Origin of the sequence: Pseudoalteromonas distincta (genome assembly GCF_005877035.1) — a bacterium.
Classification (GTDB): domain Bacteria; phylum Pseudomonadota; class Gammaproteobacteria; order Enterobacterales; family Alteromonadaceae; genus Pseudoalteromonas; species Pseudoalteromonas distincta.
Genome location: NZ_CP040558.1, coordinates 579065 through 604437, shown reverse-complemented (window position 1 = coordinate 604437; position 25373 = coordinate 579065). Strand labels below are relative to the sequence as shown.

24 protein-coding genes and 1 riboswitch are annotated in these 25373 nt (G+C 38.3%); of the genes, 6 read left to right on the top strand and 18 right to left on the bottom strand.

The window, feature by feature from the left end; genetic code table 11:
- Window positions 1–111: 111 nt before the first annotated feature.
- The 4 genes from FFU37_RS02695 to FFU37_RS02680 all read right to left on the bottom strand — a co-directional run bounded on the left by FFU37_RS02695 (window position 112) and on the right by FFU37_RS02680 (window position 3418).
- Entirely contained in the window at window positions 112–630 is a 519-nt protein-coding gene (locus tag FFU37_RS02695; RefSeq protein ID WP_039484834.1) for an Lcl C-terminal domain-containing protein, read from the bottom strand.
- A 9-nt stretch (window positions 631–639) separates the two neighbouring features.
- Window positions 640–2289, bottom strand: coding sequence for an Lcl C-terminal domain-containing protein (locus tag FFU37_RS02690; RefSeq protein ID WP_138488659.1), 1650 nt, complete (start codon window positions 2287–2289; stop codon window positions 640–642).
- 69 nt (window positions 2290–2358) lie between these two features.
- Window positions 2359–2691, bottom strand: a complete 333-nt coding sequence (locus tag FFU37_RS02685) for a hypothetical protein (protein WP_002958746.1) — start codon at window positions 2689–2691, stop codon at window positions 2359–2361.
- Between the two features lie 22 nt (window positions 2692–2713).
- Window positions 2714–3418 carry a DUF2982 domain-containing protein gene (locus tag FFU37_RS02680; protein WP_002958747.1) on the bottom strand — a complete coding sequence of 235 codons (705 nt, stop codon included), beginning with the start codon at window positions 3416–3418 and terminating at the stop codon, window positions 2714–2716.
- A 246-nt stretch (window positions 3419–3664) separates the two neighbouring features.
- Here FFU37_RS02680 and FFU37_RS02675 point away from each other — a divergent pair, with 246 nt between their 5' ends.
- From FFU37_RS02675 to msrA, 3 genes are all read left to right on the top strand, one after another.
- Window positions 3665–4717: an efflux RND transporter periplasmic adaptor subunit gene (locus FFU37_RS02675; RefSeq protein WP_138488658.1), complete on the top strand. Its 1053-nt coding sequence runs from the start codon at window positions 3665–3667 to the stop codon at window positions 4715–4717.
- Between the two features lie 3 nt (window positions 4718–4720).
- Window positions 4721–7819 (top strand): efflux RND transporter permease subunit, encoded by a 3099-nt coding sequence (locus FFU37_RS02670; RefSeq protein WP_138488657.1) that lies wholly within the window; start codon window positions 4721–4723, stop codon window positions 7817–7819.
- Window positions 7820–7904: 85 nt separating this feature from the next.
- Window positions 7905–8441 (top strand): peptide-methionine (S)-S-oxide reductase MsrA, encoded by a 537-nt coding sequence (msrA, locus tag FFU37_RS02665; RefSeq protein ID WP_002958750.1) that lies wholly within the window; start codon window positions 7905–7907, stop codon window positions 8439–8441.
- 77 nt (window positions 8442–8518) lie between these two features.
- On the opposite strand, the gene FFU37_RS02660 is transcribed toward msrA, so the two are convergent.
- The 3 genes from FFU37_RS02660 to FFU37_RS02650 all read right to left on the bottom strand — a co-directional run bounded on the left by FFU37_RS02660 (window position 8519) and on the right by FFU37_RS02650 (window position 12086).
- The gene (locus tag FFU37_RS02660) at window positions 8519–10345 is read right to left on the bottom strand and encodes a TonB-dependent receptor domain-containing protein (RefSeq protein WP_138488656.1); all 1827 of its coding nucleotides are present in this window, start codon (window positions 10343–10345) and stop codon (window positions 8519–8521) included.
- A 37-nt stretch (window positions 10346–10382) separates the two neighbouring features.
- A riboswitch (cobalamin riboswitch) is annotated at window positions 10383–10566 on the bottom strand.
- 54 nt (window positions 10567–10620) lie between these two features.
- The gene (locus FFU37_RS02655; protein ID WP_138488655.1) at window positions 10621–11415 is read right to left on the bottom strand and encodes a transporter substrate-binding domain-containing protein; all 795 of its coding nucleotides are present in this window, start codon (window positions 11413–11415) and stop codon (window positions 10621–10623) included.
- A 188-nt stretch (window positions 11416–11603) separates the two neighbouring features.
- Window positions 11604–12086: a YajQ family cyclic di-GMP-binding protein gene (locus tag FFU37_RS02650; RefSeq protein WP_002958753.1), complete on the bottom strand. Its 483-nt coding sequence runs from the start codon at window positions 12084–12086 to the stop codon at window positions 11604–11606.
- 152 nt (window positions 12087–12238) lie between these two features.
- Here FFU37_RS02650 and FFU37_RS02645 point away from each other — a divergent pair, with 152 nt between their 5' ends.
- Together FFU37_RS02645 and FFU37_RS02640 are read left to right on the top strand one after the other, a co-directional pair.
- Window positions 12239–12592 carry a VanZ family protein gene (locus FFU37_RS02645; RefSeq protein ID WP_002958754.1) on the top strand — a complete coding sequence of 118 codons (354 nt, stop codon included), beginning with the start codon at window positions 12239–12241 and terminating at the stop codon, window positions 12590–12592.
- A complete protein-coding gene (locus FFU37_RS02640) occupies window positions 12585–13487 on the top strand; it encodes a ketopantoate reductase family protein (RefSeq protein WP_138488654.1) in 903 nt (300 codons plus the stop codon). The genes FFU37_RS02645 and FFU37_RS02640 overlap by 8 nt, the downstream gene beginning before the upstream one ends.
- Window positions 13488–13512: 25 nt before the next feature.
- Here FFU37_RS02640 and thiI read toward each other — a convergent pair whose 3' ends face one another.
- On the bottom strand, window positions 13513–14970 hold the full coding sequence (gene thiI, locus FFU37_RS02635) for a tRNA uracil 4-sulfurtransferase ThiI (RefSeq protein ID WP_138488653.1): 1458 nt from the start codon (window positions 14968–14970) through the stop codon (window positions 13513–13515).
- 97 nt (window positions 14971–15067) lie between these two features.
- Window positions 15068–15721, bottom strand: coding sequence for a TetR/AcrR family transcriptional regulator (locus FFU37_RS02630; protein ID WP_002958757.1), 654 nt, complete (start codon window positions 15719–15721; stop codon window positions 15068–15070).
- Between the two features lie 198 nt (window positions 15722–15919).
- Between FFU37_RS02630 and coaD the strand changes: the two genes are divergently transcribed.
- Window positions 15920–16411 carry a pantetheine-phosphate adenylyltransferase gene (coaD, locus tag FFU37_RS02625; protein ID WP_138488652.1) on the top strand — a complete coding sequence of 164 codons (492 nt, stop codon included), beginning with the start codon at window positions 15920–15922 and terminating at the stop codon, window positions 16409–16411.
- A gap of 35 nt (window positions 16412–16446) precedes the next feature.
- Here coaD and FFU37_RS02620 read toward each other — a convergent pair whose 3' ends face one another.
- The 9 genes from FFU37_RS02620 to argC all read right to left on the bottom strand — a co-directional run bounded on the left by FFU37_RS02620 (window position 16447) and on the right by argC (window position 25357).
- Window positions 16447–16812, bottom strand: coding sequence for a hypothetical protein (locus FFU37_RS02620; protein ID WP_239022711.1), 366 nt, complete (start codon window positions 16810–16812; stop codon window positions 16447–16449).
- A 232-nt stretch (window positions 16813–17044) separates the two neighbouring features.
- Window positions 17045–17560, bottom strand: a complete 516-nt coding sequence (locus tag FFU37_RS02615; protein ID WP_138488651.1) for a hypothetical protein — start codon at window positions 17558–17560, stop codon at window positions 17045–17047.
- A 961-nt stretch (window positions 17561–18521) separates the two neighbouring features.
- Complete coding sequence (locus FFU37_RS02600; protein WP_138488648.1) at window positions 18522–19055, bottom strand: hypothetical protein; 534 nt, start codon at window positions 19053–19055, stop codon at window positions 18522–18524.
- 13 nt (window positions 19056–19068) lie between these two features.
- Entirely contained in the window at window positions 19069–19263 is a 195-nt protein-coding gene (locus FFU37_RS02595) for a hypothetical protein (protein WP_138488647.1), read from the bottom strand.
- A 259-nt stretch (window positions 19264–19522) separates the two neighbouring features.
- Window positions 19523–21388 carry an argininosuccinate lyase gene (argH, locus tag FFU37_RS02590; protein WP_138488646.1) on the bottom strand — a complete coding sequence of 622 codons (1866 nt, stop codon included), beginning with the start codon at window positions 21386–21388 and terminating at the stop codon, window positions 19523–19525.
- 51 nt (window positions 21389–21439) lie between these two features.
- Window positions 21440–22642, bottom strand: coding sequence for an argininosuccinate synthase (locus tag FFU37_RS02585; protein ID WP_007377844.1), 1203 nt, complete (start codon window positions 22640–22642; stop codon window positions 21440–21442).
- Window positions 22639–23571, bottom strand: coding sequence for an ornithine carbamoyltransferase (locus FFU37_RS02580; protein WP_002958764.1), 933 nt, complete (start codon window positions 23569–23571; stop codon window positions 22639–22641). The genes FFU37_RS02585 and FFU37_RS02580 overlap by 4 nt, the downstream gene beginning before the upstream one ends.
- A 7-nt stretch (window positions 23572–23578) precedes the next feature.
- Window positions 23579–24346: an acetylglutamate kinase gene (gene argB / locus FFU37_RS02575; protein ID WP_138488645.1), complete on the bottom strand. Its 768-nt coding sequence runs from the start codon at window positions 24344–24346 to the stop codon at window positions 23579–23581.
- Complete coding sequence (gene argC, locus FFU37_RS02570) at window positions 24347–25357, bottom strand: N-acetyl-gamma-glutamyl-phosphate reductase (RefSeq protein WP_138488644.1); 1011 nt, start codon at window positions 25355–25357, stop codon at window positions 24347–24349.
- Window positions 25358–25373 lie beyond the last annotated feature (16 nt).

Below are 25373 nucleotides of genomic sequence, written 5' to 3'. Positions count from 1 at the left end.
AGTGACAACGTTGTAAGCGCTTTATTATTGAAATAACGTAAATTTATGTAAAACAAAAAAGTGCAGCTGTTTTAAGGCTGCACTTTTGTCTGTCTAATCTTAGTATGCATTTTACTCTTCGTAGCGCACTAATCGTAAATACACGTTACTGGTTTTAGCATGTAAGCTATTCAACCCACTATCAAATTGATAAACCCACGCTGAGCTCATTGTGCTTACACCCGATGTATTTGACCAATAGTTTTGAAGCTTAGTGCCCAAAAATACGTTTTCATTAATACTCGGCTCTGTGCAACTGTGCTCTAAAATACTCGCCAATTCTTTAATGTTAGGCATTTGCCAATCATCGTAATCTGCGGTTGTATCATTTTTAGCACCACGAAGTGCTTCTTGCCAAGTAAGAGAAGGTGTTGAGCCTTCACAAAGTTGTGTCTCTGTATTATAAGTTTGCCCATAACTACAGCGTTGCCACATAAGGCCTGTTTCGCTATCAGACACTGTGCCATCTGCATTTATGGTAAATCTATCTGTCGGTGTTGTGGTATCTGCACCGTCGTAGCACGTTTGCGCCGCTGCAATATTAAAGCTCAAGCTTATAGTTGCTAGTGCATAGAGTAATTTTAATTTCATTATTTTCTCCTAACGACTTCTAACTAAACGTACATAAGCAGTATTTTCTTTTGGATAAGCAAGGTCGTTACCATCACTCATATCAATGATATACGCTTGCGATAAACTGGTACCATCAGCTGCTGTTTGAGAGGTCCAGTAACGTAAATGGCTTAATGCACTTTCACTTGGCATATTAGGAAAAAATGCCTCATCAATTAATATACTTTGCCCTTGTTTACCGTAATCAATTAAGCCCAAAAGCTCTGTATAAGTAGGTAATCGCCAGTTTGTACCACCACAAAAATCTAAATCATTAACTTCGTTTATATAACTTTGTACTCCACAACTTGTATTGTCCGGACACGTTGAATTGGCGGTACTGGTATCGGTAAAAGTCGTATTCCCTACATCCCAAAAGTAATGATTTTGACCATCACGTAACGAAGTATTTGGTACCGTGCCAGATGCCACACTTTTCACCTCCCATACAAGCCCAGTAACATTATCGCGTATACAGGTAAAGTCACTACTATCATCACCAACTTCATCAGCAAACTCATTAAGTTTAGTGTAATCAAACGCTAAATTACCTTTGCCAACTTTATCTAAGCGGTTTGCATAGCTATCGCGTCCAAGCTCTGCATCTTGCGCTGGAAAGTCATCACTCTCACAATTAATACGTTGAGTATTGTTATAACACTCACCAACACCACTATCGTTGATGAGTCCAAGTGCTTTGGGTGATACATCAACAAATAAAGAGTCTGTATCGGTGCGCCCCTTTGAATCGGTTACCGTGACTTCAAAGCTCAATGTAGACTCAGTATCAACATCTGAGGCAAAAAATGTCGTTATACATTGGTCGCTATTGCTTAATGTTTCGGTATTACCGGTAAGTTGTTGCCATTCACACTTATAGGTATCGGTAACGGTTTCGCTATTCGTTGCATCAAGCGTTACTTGCTCAAACTCTTCGACATTTTGATCTGCGCCTGCATTTGCATCCACTAACTCATTTGTTTTGTTGAGTGTCATTGAATATTGAGTGCTCGCCTCGCCACCTTCATCATCAGTGACAGTTAGCTGCCAAGATAAATTCACGTTACTTTCAAGTAATGGATGAGAGAAACTAAGAGTTGATTCATTAAAACTCTCAATATCTAAATCAGGACCCGATAGCAATTGCCACAAATAACTATCAATTTGGCCATTATCATCAGGATCGCTCGACTCTAGGGCACTCAAAGTCACTGTATCTTTGTATACAGAGGGAAGTGTTTCAGGAGATGTTTGTGTAACAACAGCAAGAGGTAGTTGGTTATTAGAGCTCACTGAAATAGAAATGTCGTCACTAACAGCGCTACTACCTGTACTTTGATAGCTCACTCTTAATATTATTTCACTATCAGTTTTTACGTCAGGTGCAGTAAGTGTTTGCTCAGCGCCTTCAAGGGGGAAACCTTCTATGCTTGGGCCGCTAACTTGTTGCCATGAAAACGTACCATCAGCGGGGGAACCTTGTGCTGTGATGGTAAATTCAGATTTTTCGATAATTTGTAAATCGGCTCCAGCATTAACAGACGTTTCAACAACTGTATTATCGCTATCACCGCCACCGCCTCCACACGCACTCAGTAAACCACACGAAATGAGGGGGATTAAAGCAAACGCTTTCATACGCAGCACCTTATTATGTCAAATAATTACTATAGTGTAATCACTAGCAATAAAGATGCCATTAAAGTACTACATATATGTATCTTGATGAATGCGTACAAACAACTTCGTACCGATTTTACTGTAATCTATTTTGTATTCACGCCCGTCTAGAGCTTGAATAAACAGCAACTGCTTTTCTTCGCCAAATACATCAGCGCTACTTACATAAACCATTTCTAAATAACGCTCTTTTGCATCACGGCGGTTTTTAGGTAATTCTTCTTTAAATGGCTCCAGGCCATGTTGCGTTACTTTAATTCGAGGATGAATTTCAGAGTTTACAATCACTAAATCATGCTTTTTATCTTTATGTATTATGGTATTTCGACCACTTTTTAAAAAGGCTCTGTCTTGACTCATTTTTCTTTCCTACAGTCGTAGCTTAATTACTAAGCTGCGACGCTATAAACTGACTAGGCTCGCGCTTCCACTTATTTAAGTTAGCACTAAATGCCCAAATATCTCTATCTAACACGCTGGCAGGCAATAATAAATCGTAACCTGTTAGCTGCTGAAGGTGCTTAGTTCTATTAGCAAACATGGCTATAAGCCCAGTATAGCTTATCCCTTTATGGGATGTGTAATGTGTATCTTCTATTAACCATTCTGATGGGCAATTGCCATTTTTGCAATGTTTTTGAACAACTTGCATAAATAAATTACGCTGCTCTATTAATAATTTCCCTGCAATTCTAGGCGCTATGCTTGATAAAAAGTCGTCTATATCATTTACCTTAACGCCAACCGCATTTAATTCTAAATAGTCAAAGCCATCTTCTACTTTGGGTATTCCACTGTGATGAAAGTTACTATGAGGCATACACCAAGCTCCGTACTTGTGGCAATAAACGAGCTCAGATTCGCTTAATATAAGGCTATGGTATGGTTCTTGAGATTTTAAAAATCCAATAAAAATAGCCACAAGGCACAAGCTCACTAAAAATATTTCAAGTATGCTAATCTCACCCGGCCTCAGTAAATTAAATAACATAATAAAGACTAAGCCTATAGCACCTACAACAATCACCTCAATTGCGTTTCGCGCGCCCTGTGCCCGAAACTTAATGACATTGTCAGATTTATCCATATCGGTAAAACACCATATAAAAAACAAACATAATAATGCCCCAAATTATGACCTTTCTTGTTGTTATACATAAGTTACAGCTAGTTTTAAATTTCATACATTACCGCTTTTTCCTCAACAAAATAGGAACAATGAATAAATCTTATTTACTTTTACGCTTAACGCACAAATTTATGAGATACATAACCGTCTTTTCACGGTCTTATTTCGTACAATACTTACAATTCATTTTCAGGTATGAAATCAATGTACTCAAGACAATCAGGTAAAGCACTTTTTCCATTTATTATTACGTTACTTCTAATATTTAGCGTTTATTTATATTTACCCGCTAGCCACGGCGAACAAGCCGATTCATCACAAATGTCTACCCAAGTAACGGCTCATACTGTTACCTCTGAGGAAAACGCAGTGATGATAGAGGCCATCGGTAGTGCACGTGCAAACCAAGCTATTTATATAAAAAGTGCGCAAAACGATTATGTCACAGATATATATTTTAAAGATGGCGACTTAGTCAGTAAAGGACAAAAATTAGTACAGTTACAAAGCCAACAAGAGCAACTTGCAGTTAAAGAACTCGGTATTAACTTACGTGAGGAAAAACGCCAGTTAGATCGCCTTACCGAACTTTCACGCTCGCAATCAACGGCAAAGTCATTACTTGAAGAACAATTATCTCGTGTTGATGCCACTGAAGCTCAACTAGAAAGCGCTAAAACAAAGTTAAATGAAATGACTATTACCGCGCCATTTTCAGGCCTGTTAGGTAAGCGTGAAATATCAGTTGGTGCCTACGTAAGCAACACAACAATAATCACCACACTTGATGATATTAGTATTATTAAAGTTGACTTCAAAGTACCTGAGAAATATTTAGCACAATTAAACATAGGTATGAAAGTACTTACCCAAAACGATGCCTACCCAGGGCAGACATTTAACGGCAAGGTAACGCATATTAGCTCGCGTATTGATTCGGTAACACGCAGTGTTGAAGTTACAGCAAGCTTTGCTAATAAATCAGGATTACTTCGCCCTGGTATGTTACTAAATACAGCACTTGAGCTAAGCAGTAACCAAGCTTTAATGGTGCCAGAAAAAGCAGTTATCCCTTTACAAGACAAACACTTTGTTTTTCAAATTCAAGACGGAGTAGCCAATAAGGTTGAAGTGCATGTTACTGGCAGAAATAATGGCTGGGTTGCTATCGATGAAGGTTTAAATGATGGCGAGCAAATTGTTACTGAAGGGCTAATAAAAATTCGCTCTGGTAGTAAAGTAAGCGTAAAGGGGTAATACGTGAAAATTACTGATACTAGCGTTAAACGCCCCGTTTTTGCCATAGTAATTAATTTACTGCTTCTTACTTTTGGTCTGGTTGCATTTACTATGCTGCCACTTCGTGAGTACCCTGATATTGAAACGCCAATAGTAAATATCAGCACTGAATACACAGGTGCTTCTGCCGAAATTATAGAAACCAAAATAACGCAAATAATAGAAAATCGAATTTCCGGTATTGAAGGTATTAAAAGTATTAACTCTTCGAGCCGTAATGGGCGCTCAAACATTACCATTGAGTTTGATATTAACCGCGACATAGATGCTGCATCTAACGATGTACGTGAACGTGTAGCACGTGCACTTGATAGTTTACCCGATCAGGTACGCCCACCAGAAGTGTCTAAATCAAATAGTGATGAAAGCCCAATCGCCTGGTTTGTATTAAACAGTGAAACAATGGACTCGTTACAGCTCTCTGATTACGCACAGCGCTTTATCGTTGACCGCTTAGCCGTCGTAGATGGTGTATCTAACGTGCGTATTGGTGGTGAGCGCCAATACGCTATGAAAATTTGGCTAAACCGCCAAGCAATGGCTGCACGCGGTATTACCTCAAGCGATATTGAAAATACACTGCGTACAGAAAACGTTGAATTACCTGCCGGCGAAATAGAATCAATAGATCGTGACTTTACCGTGCGTACTGCACGTAGTTATAAAGATCAGCGCGATTTTAAAAACCTTGTTATTAAACGCGGTGACGAAGGTTATTTAGTGCGTTTAGGTGAAGTTGCCGACGTAAAATTAGAAGCTGCCGATGACGAAAGCTTATTTCGTGGTAACGGGCGCAACATGATTGGCCTAGGAATTGTAAAACAAGCTAAAGCAAACACGCTTACCGTAGTAGATAACGCACGCAGTGAACTTGAAAAAATAAAACGTAACCTACCTGAAGGCACCACAATTCAAGACAGCTACGATTCATCTGTATTTATTAAAGAATCAATTAATGAAGTTTATAGCACACTTGCCATCTCTATGGGTTTAGTCGTACTCGTTATATTTTTGTTTTTAGGCAATATACGAGCAACGCTTATTCCTGCGGTTACCGTACCGGTCGCACTTGTTGGTAGCTTTATGTTTTTATTAGCAATGGGTTACTCAATCAACTTACTAACTTTACTTGCCTTAGTACTGGCTATTGGTTTAGTAGTAGATGATGCCATTGTAATGCTTGAAAACATTCACCGTCGTATTGAACTAGGTGAGCCGCCATTACTAGCTGCATATAGAGGTGCGCGTGAAGTTGGTTTTGCCATAGTAGCTACCACGCTTGTACTAATATCGGTGTTTGTGCCATTGGTGTTTATGGATGGCCGTATAGGGGCATTATTTACTGAGTTTGCAATGGCGGTAAGTGCTGCCGTATTTTTCTCAAGTGTTACAGCGCTTACACTTGCACCAGCTTTGTGTTCTAAAGTACTTAAAGTATCAGACAAACCAAATAAATTTAGCCAATGGATGGACCGCCAGTTTACTAAAATTGAAGTAAGTTACCGTAATTCGCTCTCCACTAACATAACCCGTAAATGGGGCTTAATGGTGAGCTTATTATTAGCGGGCTTTGTTAGTTACTCATTGTTTTTACAAGTTCCCTCTGAGCTAACGCCAAAAGAAGACCGTGGCACGTTCTTTATTATGATGAGCGGCCCTGAGGGCGCAAGTTATGAAAATAATGCCGCTAATATGGCTAAAATTGAAGAACGCTTAATGCCTTACTCGCAAGCAGGTGAGCTAAGTCGCGTACTTGTTCGAGTACCTGGCTGGGGTGGCAGCGGCGGTGTTGCAATTGTTGGCATGGCCGATTGGGATAAGCGCAAACGCTCAACATGGGAAGTAATGGACGAAATAAGCGTTAAAATGCAAGAAGTTACCGATGTTCGTGCATTTGCCATTATGCGCCGTGGTATTGGCGGTGGTGGTTCATCTCGCCCTATTGAGTTTGTATTGCAAGGTAATGATTACGCTCAACTTGCCGATTGGCGTGACCGTATAATTAAGCGTGCCGAGCAAAACCCTGGTTTAGTAAGAATCGATCATGATTATAAAGAAACCTTTCCGCAGTTTTTAGTCAGCATAGATAAAAACAAGGCCGCTGATTTAGGCGTTTCTGTATCTGATGTAGGCCGTACACTTGAAACAATGCTTGGCCAGCGCCGTGTTACAACCTTTATTGACCGTGGTGAAGAATACGATGTAATTTTAAAAGGGACGAAAGAAGACTTTACTAACCCTACTGACATTTCAAATATATACCTTAAATCACGAAGCGGTGAACTAGTCCCACTTGATAGCCTTATCAGCTTAAAAGAAGAAGCAACCGCATCGCGCTTAAACCGATACAACCGTATGCGCGCAATTACATTAAGCGCCAACTTAGCCGACGGTTATACGCTTGAGCAAGCGCTTAACTTTTTAAACGAAGTAGCCGCGCAAGAAAACGATATAGATGGCGCCGTAGATTACAAAGGCGAGTCGCAGCTTTATTACGAAGGCGCATCAGCGATGACCTACGTATTTATACTTGCACTCACTGTTACCTTTTTAGTACTGGCAGCGCAGTTTGAAAGCTTTATGCATCCGTTCGTCATTATGCTTACCGTACCACTTGGTTTAATGGGCGCTATGTTCGGACTTTGGGCTACAGGACTTACCTTAAATATTTACAGCCAAATAGGTATTGTCATGCTCATAGGGCTAAGTGCTAAAAACGGTATTTTGATTGTAGAATTTACTAACCAACTGCGCGATAAAGGCGTTGAATTTAGTGAAGCTATTTTGCAAGCAGCAACTCAGCGTTTGCGCCCTATTATTATGACCTCACTGACTACGGTTATGAGTTCGGTACCTTTAGTACTTGCTTCAGGTCCGGGCGCTGAAAGCCGTATGGTGATAGGTGTAGTCGTGTTTACTGGGGTTATTGTATCGACCCTACTAACTCTTTTTGTTGTACCTGCTGCATATTATGCACTTGCACGTAACACTCAATCACCTGAATTTTTACAGCAAAAATTAGACAAACAAGCCGCTGAAAAACCTTTCGAAGAGATCTAGCCTCTTAATTGCGCCGTAACCTTGTTGTTGCGGCGCATACAATTTATGCTCGCCTTTAAACCCCATATACATTTTAGGAATACTTATGAGCTCAACAACGCAAGTAGCAACATTTGGTGGTGGCTGTTTTTGGTGTATAGATGCTGCATTTAGACGTGTAAATGGCGTACTAACCGTAAGCTCTGGCTACACCGGCGGTGAAACAAATAACCCAACATATGATTCTGTATGCTCAGGCACAACCGGTCACGCTGAGGTTGTTAAAATTGAATTTGACGCGACTGTAGTTAGCTTTGAAACACTCTTAGCAATGTTTTTCACACTGCATGATGCAACACAATTGAATCGCCAAGGTAACGATATAGGCACACAATATAGAAGTGTGGTTTACTATCACGATGAAGCTCAACTTAAGCAAACCAACGAAGTGATAGCTCAACTGCAAAGCCATGTCGCTGAGCCAATTGTGACAGAAGTCAGCCCTGCCACTACGTATTATCCAGCAGAGCATTATCATCAAGATTACTATAACGAAAACCCACAGCAGGGTTACTGTAGCATTTTAATAGCACCTAAGTTACACAAGTTTGAAACCGTATTTAAAGAGTTCTTAGCTGACTAGCTAATTTTAGTAGTTAAACTTAGCTACACATTAAAAAGCCCGACATAAGTCGGGCTTTTTAATATTAATAAATACCGTTAAAACTGGTAGCTTGCGCCTGCAAAAAAGCGACGCTCTGCCGTGTTGTAGTAATACACTTCACCCGTTGTAAAATCAGTGTTTGAATCAACAGCGTTATATTCTTTATCAAATAAGTTTTCTACACGAAGCGAAACTTCAATATGTTCATTTACTTGATAATTACTCGCTAGGTTCCAGAGTGTATAAGAGCCTAAGCGCGTCACAGCACCTTGTCGGTCGCTACGGTATTGCATGTCTAAGCTTGCGTCAAAAGCACCAAACTGTTTTGCAAGTTCCCAGTTAAAAGTACGTTTAGCAACATTACGCAACTCTGCGCCCGTTTCTTCGTCTTCAGCGCTTAAGTAAGCAAAGTTAAGGTTGCTATCAAAACCAAAAAACTGCTGAGATAAGCTAAATTCAACCCCTTCGTAACGTGCTTCATCGATATTAGCCAATGCAAAGTTTGCATCGTAATCAATCTTATCTTCTATATCGTTTCTAAATATTGCAATATCAACTTGCGCTATATCAAAATCTACACTCAAACCTAACTCACGGTTTACTGATTTTTCAGGTTGTAAATCAGGGTTACCATAAAGTGGATAATATAAATCGTTAAATGTAGGAGCTTTAAAGCCAGTACTTTGGCTTATACGAAATGTTGCATCTTCAGATAAATGATAACCTGCAGCGGCTGTATACGTTGTTTCATCGCCAAATTGCTCGTCATCATCTTGGCGAACAGTTAAATTAGCCAATACTTTATCTGCATCGTAGTAAGCACCTACAAACACAGCAAGTACATCGCGGCTGTCTTCAACAAATAGTTGCGAACTATGCGACACATCATCGTTGTACCAATTAATACCACCACTAATGTTAAGTTCATTAGATAACAGGTACTGGCCGTTATAATCAATTTGTGTGCGTTTAGTTATAAATGTACTTGTTGTTGGCCCAACTGAAAAATCAACATAAGTGTTATCTGAATCATCTGTTGAAAGCGCTAAATCAATACTATGCGTTTGGTTAGTGTAGTTTTTACTCCAACCTGCAGAAAGTTGATAGTTTTTAAAATCATCTCGTTCAATCGTGCTGTCTGCAGGGCTAAAGCGACTGTCGTAATCTGCATAGCCTTCACTGTATTGGCCTAATAACTTAAAGTCGCCGTAATGTGCATCGGTGTAGTTTATTTTAAAACCAAGGTTTTTATTTTCATAGCCATCTTCATCAGGTGCTACGCCTTGCAGTACATCAAAGTTATCTGTTTTTTCAAAGCCTGCGTTAAATGCTGTTGTTATATCATCTGATTTTACAGAGCCTGCAACTTGATAATTTTGATAAGAGTCAGAACCAAATGTAGCGCTTAGGGATAAGTTATCTGACTCACGCGTAATAATATTAATAACACCAGCGAGTGCATCAGAGCCATAAACAGCCGCGCGAGAGCCTTTAATAATTTCTATGCGTTCAATACTATTTAGAGGGACATTATTTAATGCTTTTTGACCTAGTGTTGCTGAGCCTGTACGTACACCGTCAATTAAAATCAACGTATCGCCAGAGCCCGTACCACGAAGTGACACACCTGTATTTTGACCAAAACCACCGTTTGGATTAACCTGAAAACCCACTCGCGTGCTTAAAAGTGTAGGTAAATCGCGTACGTTACTAGCTTCTATTTCAGCACGTTCAATAACATTTACACTCGCTAAAACGTCGTTAATTGATTGCTCAAACTTATTAGCTGTAACGGTTATTTTTTCAATTGATTGCTCTGCACCAGACACAGAAAATGAAAGCGCAGCAGAAATTGCAACGCCTAGAGTTGTTTTGTTTAACATGAGGTCCCCTACCTTTGCCCACCGCAAAGATTTAAGTAAGTAAGATTGCATCAAGGCCGGTCTCCGGACTCAGTAAGCATATAAAAACATGCAATACTTTACCGTTGCGGGGGCAGTGTTGGGCTTGTAGTCATCATGAAAACTCACCAACTTCCCGATTATCCTGCTAAAAAAATCATTACATGAAGTGACTAGCAAGCACCTTGAAAATATGCCGTCATTGTGAGCATTTTGTTTACAAATGTCAATGGACGTCTATATAGCTAAAAGCTATTTCAGTTCAGTGCTGTATTATTATAGCTTGAAGTAATACCGTACTTATCAAGTAGCTTCTGAAGTTGCATTTGTGTAGTAGGTAAATTTAATATTTCATCCATTTTACGACTAGATATTTTATTTGATTGTGAGTTAATCAAAAAATGTGTTTCATACACTGCATCTGGTACGTCACTCTTAAATAGTAAATCCATATTTAAGATATTCTGCTTTTTAAAATACTGATAAGCAATACTGTTTAAAACCCCGACTTCAGCGCGCCTTAATAGCAGCATTTCAACTACATTGAATTCATCAATTGTTAGGCTTACCTGGTGCTCTTCTCTCAAGTATTCGGCATTTGTATTAAATCCTGCAAATTGATACGAGTACCCTAAAACCCCAACTTTGGTTAATTTGTCCAGATTGTCAAAATAAGTTTGCTCTGACGCATTCTCTTTGAGTGTATAAAGCTCGTTTTTGGTGATGGTATAAAATTCAGTTTTTTCAATATTTTTCTGCGTTTTTTTTGGCAACCATTGCATTGCCATTAAAAATAAAACGTCGAAGTTATTTTTTTCAACAGACAAAGTAAGCCTTTTTACAGGTAAAGAAATAAGTATAAAGTTAAATTCCTCCTGTGCGTCGTTTAAAATATTAATAAACTCAGGAGCAAAGCCCTGCTTTTTTTGCGCGTTAATAATAATCGGAAAGTAGCCATCTTCGACCAATACATCAATATCAACTGGCTTTGATAAGCTTGGCTTGGCAAATATAAGCAAAACAAATAACAGAAATAATTGATGGGGTCTCATTTTAATACCTTCTAGAGTGAAGTTTTTATTATATTCAATTAAATATAATAGCTTAAATATCAAAAAGTGGATTAATACATGCAGAACTACGAGAGGATAAGGTGGGAAAGCTGTAAAAGATTAAGTAGCTTTAATCTGTCTGCAAATATAGACAAATTAAAGCACTTTTATTAAAAACAGTTTATAAATTAGTCGCGAAAGTTTTTAAACTGAAAAGGCTGACCTAAATCGGCACTGCGTACTACCTGCATTGCCTCTTGAAGATCGTCACGCTTTTTACCTGTCACACGTACTTCTTCGCCTTGAATAGCGGCTTGTACTTTAACTTTTGAATCTTTAATGGCTTTAACCACTTTTTTGGCCATGTCTTTTTCGATACCTTGCTTTAACCCAACGTTACGAAATACATTTTTTCCTGCACGGCTAATATCTTGAAGTTCTAAACTAGCTACATCCATACCGCGCTTTGAAATTTTTCCCGCTAAAATATCGAACAACTGCATAACTTGAGAGTCAGCTTCTGCTTTAAGCTTAATTGTTTTATCGTTTAGCTCAATAGATGCATCAACGCCTCTAAAATCAAAGCGAGTCTCTAGTTCACGGTTTGCGTTATCAACCGCATTTTTAGCTTCGTTCATTTCTACTTCAGATACAATATCAAATGAAGGCATTAGTATACTCCTAACTATTTAATCTTAATTTTATGTGGCAATTATAACGCTAAAATTATAAATCTTTACATTTTTCTGCATCTTGTTCAGGTGCGATACTAAATTAGTTTGATATACTTGCGCCTCTTTTTTAAGCGATTTTAGGATTTGTCGTGACAAGGCGTGTTTATCAAGCAGTTTTTTTAATCAGCATAGTGGCTTTCACCTTTTTATTTGCTAAAGAAATAAAAGGTGGCGTTGTAAATTTATTCCCTCATGTTGATAAAGTCGCCCATTTTGGGATTTTTTTTATATTAGCCATAATAATGGATAAGGCTTTTAAGCTTCCTTTATATGCTCAAATACTCTTATTAGCAGGCTATGGCGCCTCGATAGAAATAATGCAAGACGCACTTCCTTATAGGCAAGCATCACTTGGTGATTTTTTTGCTGATTTTGCAGGGGCTGCAAGCTACTTTTTACTTAGAGTAATTTTTACACCTCGAAAAAAGAACCCACATGGCTAATATTTTAATCGTTGGCGATGGCGCTATTGGCTTATTGCTGGGCCACTTTTTGAGCGCATCGCATAATGTCAGTGTTTTAACTCGTAAAAACCCAACAAACACCCGCTTTTACAGCAGAGCTAAGGGTGCATCAAAAAAAATTGACGCTAAATTTATTTCATTAAATCAGCTAGATAAAGCAACTGAATTTGATGTAATTTTATTTACCGTTAAAGCTTTTCAAGTGCTTGATGCGTTTTCTCAAATAAAGCCATTTTTACCAACACATTGCTCTGTTGTACTTTCGCATAATGGAATGGGCAACGTTGATGAGATAAATAACCAGCTAAACACCCATCAAACACTCTACTTTTTAACGACAAGCATAGCGGGCTTTAAATCAAACCAATATATTGTGCAACACACAGGTGAAGGACAAAGCGTTATTGGTGGCTGTAATGAGCTTGCACTTCAAAATAGTGCGCCAATAGCTGATATTTTTAAAGTAATACCCAACCTAAAGTTTACTAATAACATTCAGCAGCTTCGTTTTGAAAAGCTACTCGTCAATATTGCCATTAATCCATTAAGCGCTTTAAGTAATGTAAAAAATGGCGAATTACGTGCACCTAAGTACAATACAATAATTTTTAATGCACTCACTGAAGCATGCAATATTGCAAAGGCTCAAGGGCTTAATATCCCATTAATTAAAGCTCTCAATACCGCTTATAAAATAATGGAGTTAACCGCAAATAATTACTCATCAATGCAGCAAGATATAGCTCACAATAGAGAAACTGAAATATCAGCTATATGTGGCTATATTAGCCAACAAGGTAAACTTCACAGTATTCCAACGCCTTACAACGATGAGTTGTTAGTCAAAATTCAGGCAAAAAAAAGCGTGGTATAAACCACGCTTATATAAGCTTTTAACTTTACGGGCGATAAACTTTTACAGTTTCGAAGCCCTGTTCGTGCAGCATAAGTGCCTGTAGTTGGCTCATTACGCCTCTGTCACAATATAAATAGTAGTCAGTGTCTTTTGGTAAATCACCAAACTTAGTAGCTAAACGGAAGAACGGCAAATGCACCACTTCAACACCCTCGATTGCAAGCGGTGCAGCTTCTTCTTCTTCTGGTGAGCGAATATCAATTACTACAGAGCCTTCAGGTAAATCAGCAACCGACTCAGCCTCTTTTAGCTCTTGCTTTGCTTCTACGTCAATATCGCGTACATCCATTATGCGCGCGTTATTTACTACGGTATCTAGCACATCAAAATCGAACTTTTCTTCTTCGGCTTCTATTACTTCAATTTTGGCTTTAACTGTCGGCTTTTTAGAAATAACACCACAATATTCAGGCATTGTTTCAGCCATTTCAGCTGTACCAATTTGGCGAGCAAGATTAATAATTTCTTGTTTATCATTTTGAATTAGCGGGCGTAAAATAAGCGTTTCAGTAACGCGGTCAATCACGCTTAAGTTCGCTAATGTTTGACTAGATACTTGGCCAATACTTTCACCAGTGACAAGCGCCTGAATGTTTAACTTTTCAGCCACTACACTTCCTGCTCGCATCATCATACGTTTAAGCACAACACCCATTTGGCTGTTTTCAACGTTTTCTAGAATTTCAGCAACAACAGGTTCAAAATCAACTGTTATAAATTTCACTTTATGTGTTGAGCTGTATTTTTTCCATAAAAAATAGCTCGCTTGCTTAACACCAATCTCGTGCGCTGCGCCACCTAGATTAAAGAATAAAAAGTGCGTACGTGCGCCTTTACGAATCATTTGGTAACTTGCTACGCCAGAGTCAAAACCACCCGACATAAGCGAAAGCACGTCTTCTTGCGTTGGTAGTGGAAAGCCCGCCATACCAAAATGCGTTTGCGAAACAATGTAAGCTTTATCGTCTTTTACTTCTAATCGTATTGTTACTTCTGGACGGCTAAGCTTAACGCTTGCGCCTTCAATATGTTGATTTAGCCCACCACCAACATAACGCTCTAAATCAGTCGAGGTAAAGTCGTGTTGGCCTATACGCTTAGCACGCACACAAAAAGTTTTACCCACAATTGTGTGACCCACTAACGCTATTGTTTTTTGATAGATATCATCGAGAGTTTCAAATTGCGTTTCAGTTACTTCAATAAACTGAACGATACCAGGTATGCGTTTAAGGCTGTCGATAAAATCAAGGCGAACTTGTGCATCTTCAAGCTTTGTAACAACTGAAATATTATCCCAGTTATTTCTTACTTGTACTTTTTCGTCAAGACGTCGCAATACAATTTTAATGTTATTTTCTAACACTTTAGTAAAGCGTTTACGGACCGAACGGCTTTTGATGGCTATTTCAGGATGTAGTTTGACGATAAATTTAAGCATAGTTCACTCTTAGACTGCGGGAATTCGCGCTCCCAGGCATTTGGCGCGCGATTATAGCAAAAAAATCAGCGTCTAGGAAACAACCAAAGGGCAACGGCTAAACAACTGTTGGGGCTTGTTGCGCTAACTCGGTGTACTTTTCGCGTAGCAGGTTCATTTTATCAATACTTTTATCGGTACTGTACGCTCTAAATAATGTAAGTACTTTTAAAATACCGTGATATATATCTTGCTCAGCAAGGGTACCGCTTGGCCTACGAGCCTTAATATAAGGCGTCCAAAAGCTAACAGTTAACTTTAGTGTATGGGCTAAATCAATGACATCTTGCTCATCAATAGCAATCATTTCACTATCGCGAAGACCTAGAATAATTTTACGAACTTGCTCTAATAACTCTAACTGAAAATCAATGTAAGCTTGTTTTAGCTCAGTGTCTCTGGCGAGTATATCGCCAAGATTGTCGTAAAAAAAATGGTAACGCCACATCAATTCAAATAACGAATCTAAATAAGCCGTTAAATGATTAAATGCATCATCATCTTTATTAATAGGTTTAAAGTGAGTATTTAAATGATCACGATACAGCGCAAAAATATGACGGATAATGTCTTCTTTATTTTTAAAATGATAATAAAGATTACCCGGGCTCATCCCTAAGTTTGATGCAATATGATTTGTCGTTATTGCACGCTCACCATTTTCGTTAAACAACAAAATACTGGTGTGTATTATTTTATCCTTGGTATTCATATGCTAATACTCAAATTATCTATAGGCTACATTACACTCAAAAGAGGTAAACAGTATAAACAAATATGAATCATTAAAACACTCAAACCTTGGACTGACCTGCTCAAAGAAAGTAAGTGTTTATATGCTTTATTAGCTAGGCTGCTTTGTGGCATAAACACTGTTAAACTAGCGCTAAAATCATAAATAGTGAACATTATGAAAGTTATTGCAATTTACCCGGGCACCTTTGATCCACTAACCAATGGTCATACAGATCTGATTCAACGTGCAGCTAAAATGTTTGATACCGTATTAGTTGCGGTTGCGAACAACCCAAGTAAAAAACCCTGTTTTAACCTTGAAGAACGTGTTGAACTTGCAAACTCTATTTTAAGTCACTTAGATAATGTTAAGGTCATTGGTTTTTCTGGCTTATTGGCTGACCTTGCGCGCGATCACAATGCTAATGTGCTTATTCGTGGTATTAGGGCTGTATCTGATTTTGACTATGAATTTCAATTAGCTAACATGAACCGCCGCCTGAATCCTGATTTAGAAAGTGTATTTTTAACACCCGCAGAGCGAAATTCATTTATTTCATCAACGCTTGTTAAAGAAGTAGCACGTCACAATGGTGATGTAAGCGAGTTTGTAGATCCTGTAATTGTCAAAGCTCTAAAAACTAAACTGGGCTGTGGTACCAGTTAATAATAAATAAGGCCTGTTAGCACTGAAAACCATTACTAATAGGTCCTTTTATTAAACACTTTGTTTAGCTTTCCTTCTAACCAAGCAAGTTTTAAAACATCTTTACCTATAAAGAAAACCAAAACCATGGTCAAATCTGTAAAATTCATACCTACTATATACACCCACCAAAACCACCAAAATTCATAATGGTGCATAACATCATTATCTATATACATTGCAAAAAATAATAAGGTGTTTATACCTAAACCAAATAATAAATAAATGTATACACCGCTAATCTTTATAAAAAAGCCAGATAAAATAATAACAAATAGAGTAATACTATCGAATAAGAAAAAATCGAAGTAAGTTATCGAATCCATATCAATAAACATACTAGAAGAGTAAGAAAGTGCCATGATGAAAGATAGCCAAACAATGCTTTTATCTGCGCTATTTATAGAGCTTACTAAAGAATATAAAAAAGCCCCACTGTACAAAAACACCTATATAAAAAGAGATATTTGTATTTAAAAGTAGCTCAATCATCTCACCCCAACACTATATAAACCGTTATTGTACCGCTTAACATATAACGGCAACATAAAAAATGCACAAAATCACTCTTCTTTTAAGTTGAGCTTTACTGCCTCAGCGATCTAAACTTAACCCTCTAACACACCTTAAAAGCTTGTTTAAGCCTAAAACATCCTTATTGATGATTAATACCAATGCCATTGTAAAGTCGACAAAATACATTCCAAAAATATAAACTGTCCAAAACCACCAATAGTAAAGAGTACCTGCAATTTCAATATCGTAATGCATACCTAAAAATAAACATGCATTAATAAAAAGCCCTACAATTAAATAGTCAAAAGCAATTGGTACTAATTTTTTATATATAAATCGCCAAAGTATCAGGGCGCTAATAGTAGCAAGATCATAATAGAAGTAATTTAGGTGAGGATTTTCAATCAGTGGATCCATAAAAAGACTAGATATATATGAAACCATCATTATAAATGAAAGATGCGCTCTACTTTTATCATTTTTATTAATACTCGCTGATAGGTTATATAAAAATGCGATTAGGAAGAACCATGTAAATAGTATTGCTACGTTATATCCTAAATCTACCAGTGCCCAAAGTATGTCAGCTACCACTATTATTCCTTTTCTTAATACTATTGTGGAACCATATTTTAATTGCAGCTAAAGCTAAAAAATCTTTGTTTATAAAAAATATAGCTAGCATCATAAAGTCGGCTAAATTAATAACAATTGAATAAAAAAACCAAAACCACCAAGGTTCGTAATTATTAAAAACTGACACATCTATATACATACCAAGAAATAATGATGAGTTTATAATCAACCCTAACAACAAGTAGATCGATATAAGATTTTCAATAATGAACAACCTTAAAATAATAATGGCGAAAATAGTTGTTATATCAAACAAAAAGAGCTGAAGATACGATATGTGTTGTATATCTATAAACAGGCTTGAGGAGTAAGAAATTGACATAACAAATGATAACCATACAGCTTCTTTTCGAGGTTTGTTAATACTTATAACTAATGAGTACAAAAAAGCCATTAAAAAGCCCCACTGTACAAATGCACCTATGTAAAAAGAAATTGCTGGATTAACTAGAATATTATCCATTATTTTTGAGACTTTTGTTGAATACTAGTGACAAAATCATTAAAACATCGAACATATTTACACCAATAGAATAAACACTCCAATACCACCAAGGCTCATAGTTATACAAGACGTATAGATCGTAATGTAATATTAAGGTAAGCACAGCATTTATTATTAACGCAAAGATGATGAAGTGAAAAGCCATAGAGCGGTGAAGTACTTTAAAGTACTCTAAAATTAATAAAGCTAAAATAGTAACAAAATCGTAGAGCATCGAGTTTAAATATAAACCTTCTAATAAGTTTATATAACCACTAGAAATATATGAGCAGAGCATAAGCGCAGATAAATAAACAGGAGACTTATTTTCTTTATTTATCGTAGAGGTCAAACAATACAGGAAGGCCATTAAAAAGCCCCACTGAGTGAAGGCTTGTATATAAACCATTAGGGGTTCAGTAACGTACATTAAAACTAGATTACTTTGTGGGTATCGTTTGATTTGAAGTAGCTAAGGGTTTTGTTTTTTAACTTATGAAGACCTAGGAAATCTCGATCTACTATTAATGCAACAATCATAATAAAGTCAACGATATTAACTGTGAATGTATAAACATCCCAGAAGAACCAGGGTTCATTAGTTTCATTTATAAATATATCACCGTACATCAGCAAACTAAAAATTGAATTTATTATTAGTCCTGAAGTTATATACATCATAGACGGTGATGTTTTCTTTAATAGTTTGTATGCTAGAAACAAAGCAGTAACCGTGGCATAATCATAAAGAGCCCAGTCAAGATAAACAGTGCTTTTAAGTGACAACCAATTAAAAAAATAGTCTGATACAGTATAAGAAACCATCATAATAAAAGAACTGAGTAATAGTGTTGTTTCTCTTTTTAGGCCTATCGAGTAAATAAATACGTTAAAAAAGAAGGCCATCAAAAACCCCCACATAGTAAAGGCCGATAGAGAGAAAAAGCCAAAGAACTCAGTTAAAAACATTCATAACCTTTTATTATTTAGGTTTTATAGGAACTATAATTCCACCACGCTGTAAATCAGTACTCGCAGCAGTCATCGCCTCTTGAGAGAAGCTTACTGTATCAGATTGCAGGGTTTTAGGGCTAGCAGTTTGTTCCATTGCAGGCTTTAATTGTTGTGTTTTGTTGTATGCTTGCATTTGTAATTGGCTATTAGCTGAAACTTGCATGTTATTGATCCTTATAAAAGTTTTAATTATATTTGGTGCAACTTTTAACCACATTATTATGTAGATAAATGCATTACCTGTTTTAAGCAGTGATAGCTATTTTGCTATCTATCTTATACAAAGCAAACAATGTGCCAACTTTTTTTGACGCATTAAAATTCACTCAAAAAATATAACCCAACCAAACAACTCCGACCAGTTTACTGCAAATATAAAAAAACGCACAGGGATAACCGTACGTTTTTTGTATCCAGGGAGTTTAAGCTACGTATTTACACGGGATCTCCGCACGTGTACTTAGCTTCAAAATATATTCCATTGCTACTTCGTCACAATTTTCTTTACGAAGGCAAAGTTCACAATCTTTCATTACTTTTTCAGGCAAAGAGTCTTTGCTACAAAAAGTAAAACGCTGTTGTTCAAAAAAATCGGGTACACGGGTCAATACAATAACTCGGTTAAGTGCCAATTTTTTGGCTTTAGCAAGTAGGTGCTCTACAAGCTGTCTACCCTGCCCCGTCACTTTACTTTTTGGGTCTATACCCAATGAGCGTATTTCAGCAAGGCCGGTATCGTAAATGTATAACGATGCACAACCTGACACTTTTCCATTTATTTCAGTAACTGCAAACTCGTTAATAGAGTGCACCATATCGCTTTTTGCACGAGGTAGGTTTTCGCCTACCGTTGCCCAATGCTGTATAAGTGTGGCAATTGCCTCTACATCATCTAAATTTGCATCACGTACCGTTATTTGCTGTTTTTTTTTGGCTTCTTTAACAGCATTAGTTACTTGCTCAATAGACGTCCCACCAAGCGCTTGACGCGCTTTTATACACGCATCAATTTCAAGTACTGGGTAAACATCGTCTTCAAATACAGTGTTTACTGATTTGTACTGCTCAAGTGATAGCTCCTCAAGCGTTTTACCTTCGCTAATCGCAAGCTGTACAAGTACACCCACAATGTGATGCCCTTCTCTAAATGGCACACCTTTAGCAACTAAGTAATCAGCAAGTTCGGTGGCATTAGCGTGGCCGCCTTTTGCCGCTGCTAACGTTTTATCACCATTTACTTTTACGCCTTTAATACACGCTTGCGCCATATGAATACATGCAAGCCATGTTGGCATAGCGTCAAACAGGCCTTCTTTGTCTTCTTGCATATCTTTATTGTATGCAAGTGGCAGCGCCTTTAATGTCATCATCATAGCGCTAAATGCACCAAATACACGTCCGGTTTTACCGCGAATAAGCTCGAGTGCATCAGGATTTTTTTTCTGAGGCATGAGCGATGAGCCTGACGTGACGTTATCAGCAAGCTCTATAAATCCGGCTTCACCCGAATTATAAAAAATCAGATCTTCAGACATACGAGATAAGTGAATCATCGAAATAGACGCACAACTTAAAAGATCTAACACGAAGTCACGATCAGATACGCCATCAAGGCTATTTTTTGTAGCCGCTGTAAAACCTAATCCGTGGGCTAATGCTTGGCGATCAATCGGATAAGCTGTACCTGCTAATGCACCACTGCCTAATGGGCAAAAATTCATGCGCGCTTTAGCATCTTGCAGGCGGCTTTCATCGCGCTCTAGCATTTCTACATACGCCATACACCAGTGGCTAAACAATACTGGTTGTGCGCGCTGTAAATGCGTGTAACCTGGCAATATTGTGCCAAGCTCTCGCTCCGCAAGCGCTACAAATTCGCCTTTTAGCTGTGCAATGGCATCTAGTAAATGATCGGCTGTATCACGGCACCATAGTCTAAAATCGGTGGCAACTTGGTCATTACGGCTTCGGCCTGTATGTAATTTTTTAGCTAAATCACCTACTTTTTCAATTAGAGCAGCTTCAACATGTGAATGAATGTCTTCTGCACCTGAAGTAGCAACTGATTGTGGATCAGCTTTAACTTCTTCAAGTAGCTCATTTAATGTAGCAACTAATTTTGTATGCTCATCACTTGAAAGTACATTTACCTGTTCAAGTGCACCAGCCCATGCCACAGAGCCAATAATATCTTGCTCTGCTAACTGGTAGTCAAAGGGAAGAGAGTCGTTAAATTGCTTAAACGCCTCATCTGGACCCGTAGAAAAACGTCCGCCCCATAATGCCATGAAATCTCTCCAAACCCTGTAATGCCCCTTTTATAAGGGGCTATAAATAATTTACTTTTTAGCCAATGCTGAAATTCTGCTTGAAAGCGAGAATAAACGAATAAAGCCTTCAGCGTGTGACTGGTCATACACATCATCTTCACCAAATGTAGCAAATGCTTCGCTGTATAAGCTATTTGGTGATTGCTTTTGAACCGCAGTTACTTGACCTTTATATAGCTTAAGTACCACTTCACCTGTTGCCACTTTAGAAAGTGCTTCTGCACCGGCTAAAATAGAATCTTTAAGAGGCGTAAACCAACGTCCGTCGTATACTAAATGCGAGAACTCGCCACCCAGTACTTCTTTCCACTTACGGCTTGCTTTATCAAGCACTAGCTCGTCAATGGCTTGAAGCGCAGCCATAATTACTGTGCCACCTGGTGTTTCATAACAACCGCGTGACTTCATACCTACTAAACGGTTTTCTACAATATCAACACGTCCAACGCCATGAGGCGATGCAATATCGTTTAATTTAACTAAACAGTCATATGGTTTAAGTTCTTCGCCATTTACAGCAACCACTTCGCCTTCAACAACTTTTAAAGTTACTAGTTCTGATTTATCTGGTGCTTGCTCTGGAGAGTTAGTCCAAGTCCATACTTGCTCAGTTGGTTGGCACCATGGATCTTCAAGCTCACCACCTTCGTGCGAAATATGCCAAGCGTTAGCATCACGGCTATAAATTTTTGTAGCAGATGCTGAACACGGAATGTCACGCTCTGCTAAGTAATCAAGTAATGATTCACGACTCGATAAGTCCCACTCACGCCATGGCGCAATTACTTTTAAATCTGGAGCAAGGGCCGCAAAACATGATTCAAAACGAACTTGGTCATTACCTTTACCAGTACAACCATGAGAAAGTGCATCAGCACCTACTTTACGTGCAATTTCAACTTGTGCTTTAGCAATAATAGGACGCGCCATAGACGTACCTAGTAAATAAGTACCTTCGTAAATCGAGCCCGTTTTAAGTGTTGGGTAAATGTAATCACTTACCATTTCATCTTTTAAATCAACTACGTAACATTCTGAAGCACCTGAAGCGATTGCTTTAGCTTCTACGCCTTCAAGTTCTTCTGCGCCTTGACCTACATCCGCTACAAACGCAACAACTTCACAACCGTAGTTTTCTTTTAACCATGGCACGATAGCCGATGTATCAAGACCACCAGAATAGGCTAAAACGACTTTTTTAATTGAACTCATAGGTGTTCCTTAACAAAATTTGGATTTAGTAATGTAACTAGCAAAGCATTTTGCGCGTGCATGCGATTCTCTGCTTGTTGAATAATTTTCGATGCTGGACCATCCATTACCTCAGAGGTAATTTCAAATTCACGGTGTGCCGGTTGGCAATGTAATACCGTAGTTGCACCTGTTTGATCTAGCAATGCCTGATTTAATTGATAAGGCATATATTTTTCTTTAACTTGCTCAAGCGGTGTTGTATCACCCATTGATACCCATGTATCTGCATATACAACGTTTGCACCCACAGCCGCTTCAACACGGTCACTTACCATCACTGATGCGCCATTCATTGCCGCTATTTGCTCTGCCTTTTTAAGGATTTGCGAATCAGGCGAGCTGCCTTTTGGCGTTACAGCAACAAAATCAGTGCCAAGCGTTGCCGCTAAAAGCATTAATGAATGAGTTACATTGTTGCCCTCACCTAAGTAAGCCACTTTAAGCTCGCTCACATCGCCGTGAACTTCTTGAAGCGTTAAAAAATCAGCAAGAGCTTGGCATGGATGGTATAAATCACACAAACTATTTACTACCGGTACTGATGCGTATTCACCTAATGTAGTTAATGTGCTGTGCTGATTTACGCGTGCAACAATACCATCGGCCCAAGTAGAAATATTAAGTGCGAAATCTTTAATTGATTCACGTGCACCCATAGCGCCATTTTGCTGATCTAAATAAACTGCATGGCCACCAAGGCGGTTAATACCTATATCAAACGATAAGCGAGTACGTAAACTTTGTTTTTCAAACAATGTTACGATTGATTTTCCCGCTAATACATTGCTATATTTTTCTGGTTTTGCTTTTATATCTTGCGCTAACTTTAATAAATTAAGTGCGCCTTCTTGGTCTAACTCTAAACCCGTTAAAAAATTCTCAAACATAATAAACCTATGGTGTAATCTTAGTTCCGACATGCTCACCTTGTAGCAGAGCAGTTAAATTTTCTGGCTTTTGCCAGCTGGAAATATACACACCGCGTCGTAAATGTTGGGCAGCGTGAAGGCTGGTCTTAACTTTGACCTCCATCCCGCCCACAATTACTCCATTTGTAATTAAAGTATCAATGTGTTTTGTGTCAAGTTGATGTAACGGCTGTTTATTTTCGTCAAGCACAGCTTCAACATCCGTCATAAAAATAAGCTCAGCATTTAAGTTACTAGCAATAGCCGCTGCTGCTTCATCTGCATTTACGTTGTACCAAAGCCCTTGCTCATCAAAGCCTATAGAGCTAACAATGGGTAGGCGACCGATTTTAAGTAAATCATTAACAATAGAATCGTCGTTGCTTTTACATTTACCCACTAAGCAAAGCGCTTTTAGCTTTTGAGTGGCAGTAACACCTGCCTCAAAAAGACTTAAGCCCACAGGCTTGTGCCCAGCATTAATAGCTTGAGTCATTAATTGTTTATTAGCGCAACCTGCGAGTGCTCCGACTATATAAGGCATTTGCTCTGCTGGGCTAATACGTAATCCTTGGTGTTTAGCACTGGCAAAACCCGCTTGTTTTAACCATGTATCAACTAAAGCGCCACCGCCATGTACAATGACAAACTCATCATTTGTTTGCTCATTTAATACATCAAACAACGCTTTTGCTGCATTTTCTGTATTAAGTACTGCACCACCTAATTTAATTACCCACGTTTTTTTACTCATTTAAAACGCTCCTCTTAAACCAGTGGTATGATCTAAATTCATAGAAATATTAATACACTGCAAAGCTTGTCCAGCAGCGCCTTTTAATAAGTTATCAATAGCAGACATCACAATTAACTGCGTTCCTTGTTGCTGCCAGCCAATATCAACAAATGGCTGCTTAGCTACACCTTTAATTGAAGGTACTTTATCGCCTAATAAACGAATTAATGGCTCACTCGAAAGTACTTGATAAGCCGATGCAACGTTTTCCTTGGTAACGCCTAGCTTAAGCTGTACATAAATAGTTTCTAAAATACCGCGCGGAAAATTACCTAAGTGCGGTGTAAACAACACTTTGTGGCCAAGGTGTTGTTCAATTTCAGGGCCGTGGCGATGATTAAACAAACCATAAGGTGCAAGCGACACTTCACAAAAATGCGTTCCTACACTGGCTTTACGCCCTGCGCCTGTAACGCCCGAAACCGCATTAATAATAATACTTTCGCTGCTCAATAAGCCTGCTTGCTTAAGCGGTTTTAGCGCATTAAGCGCTGCCGTTGGGTAACAGCCTGCAACAGCAATTAGCTTTGCATTAGCGATAGCATCATGGTTCCACTCAGCTAGACCGTAAGCCGCTTCATTTAAAAGCTCTGGATGTTGATGCTCAAAACCATAGTAAGTAACGTAGTCGTCATTGCTTGCTAAACGATAGCCACCAGATAAATCAAATACCTTTTTACCCATAGCTAAAAATTGCGGCGCTAAATCAACACTTACTTTGTGATCGGTACATAAGCATACGTAATCAGCATCACTTTGAATGTCATCAAAAGCTGATACGCTAAGAGGAAGTAAAGGGCAGTCTAGTAAGCCAAGGTGCTCTGGGTATAAATCACTTAGCAATTTATTTTTATCTAGGCTACCCTCAGATACATAACAGCCTGTTAAAGTTAAGTTTGGATGCTTAGCAACTAAACTTGCTAACTCTGCGCCGCTGTATCCGCTTGCGCCAATAATCACTACATTCATTTGTTACTCGTTATCT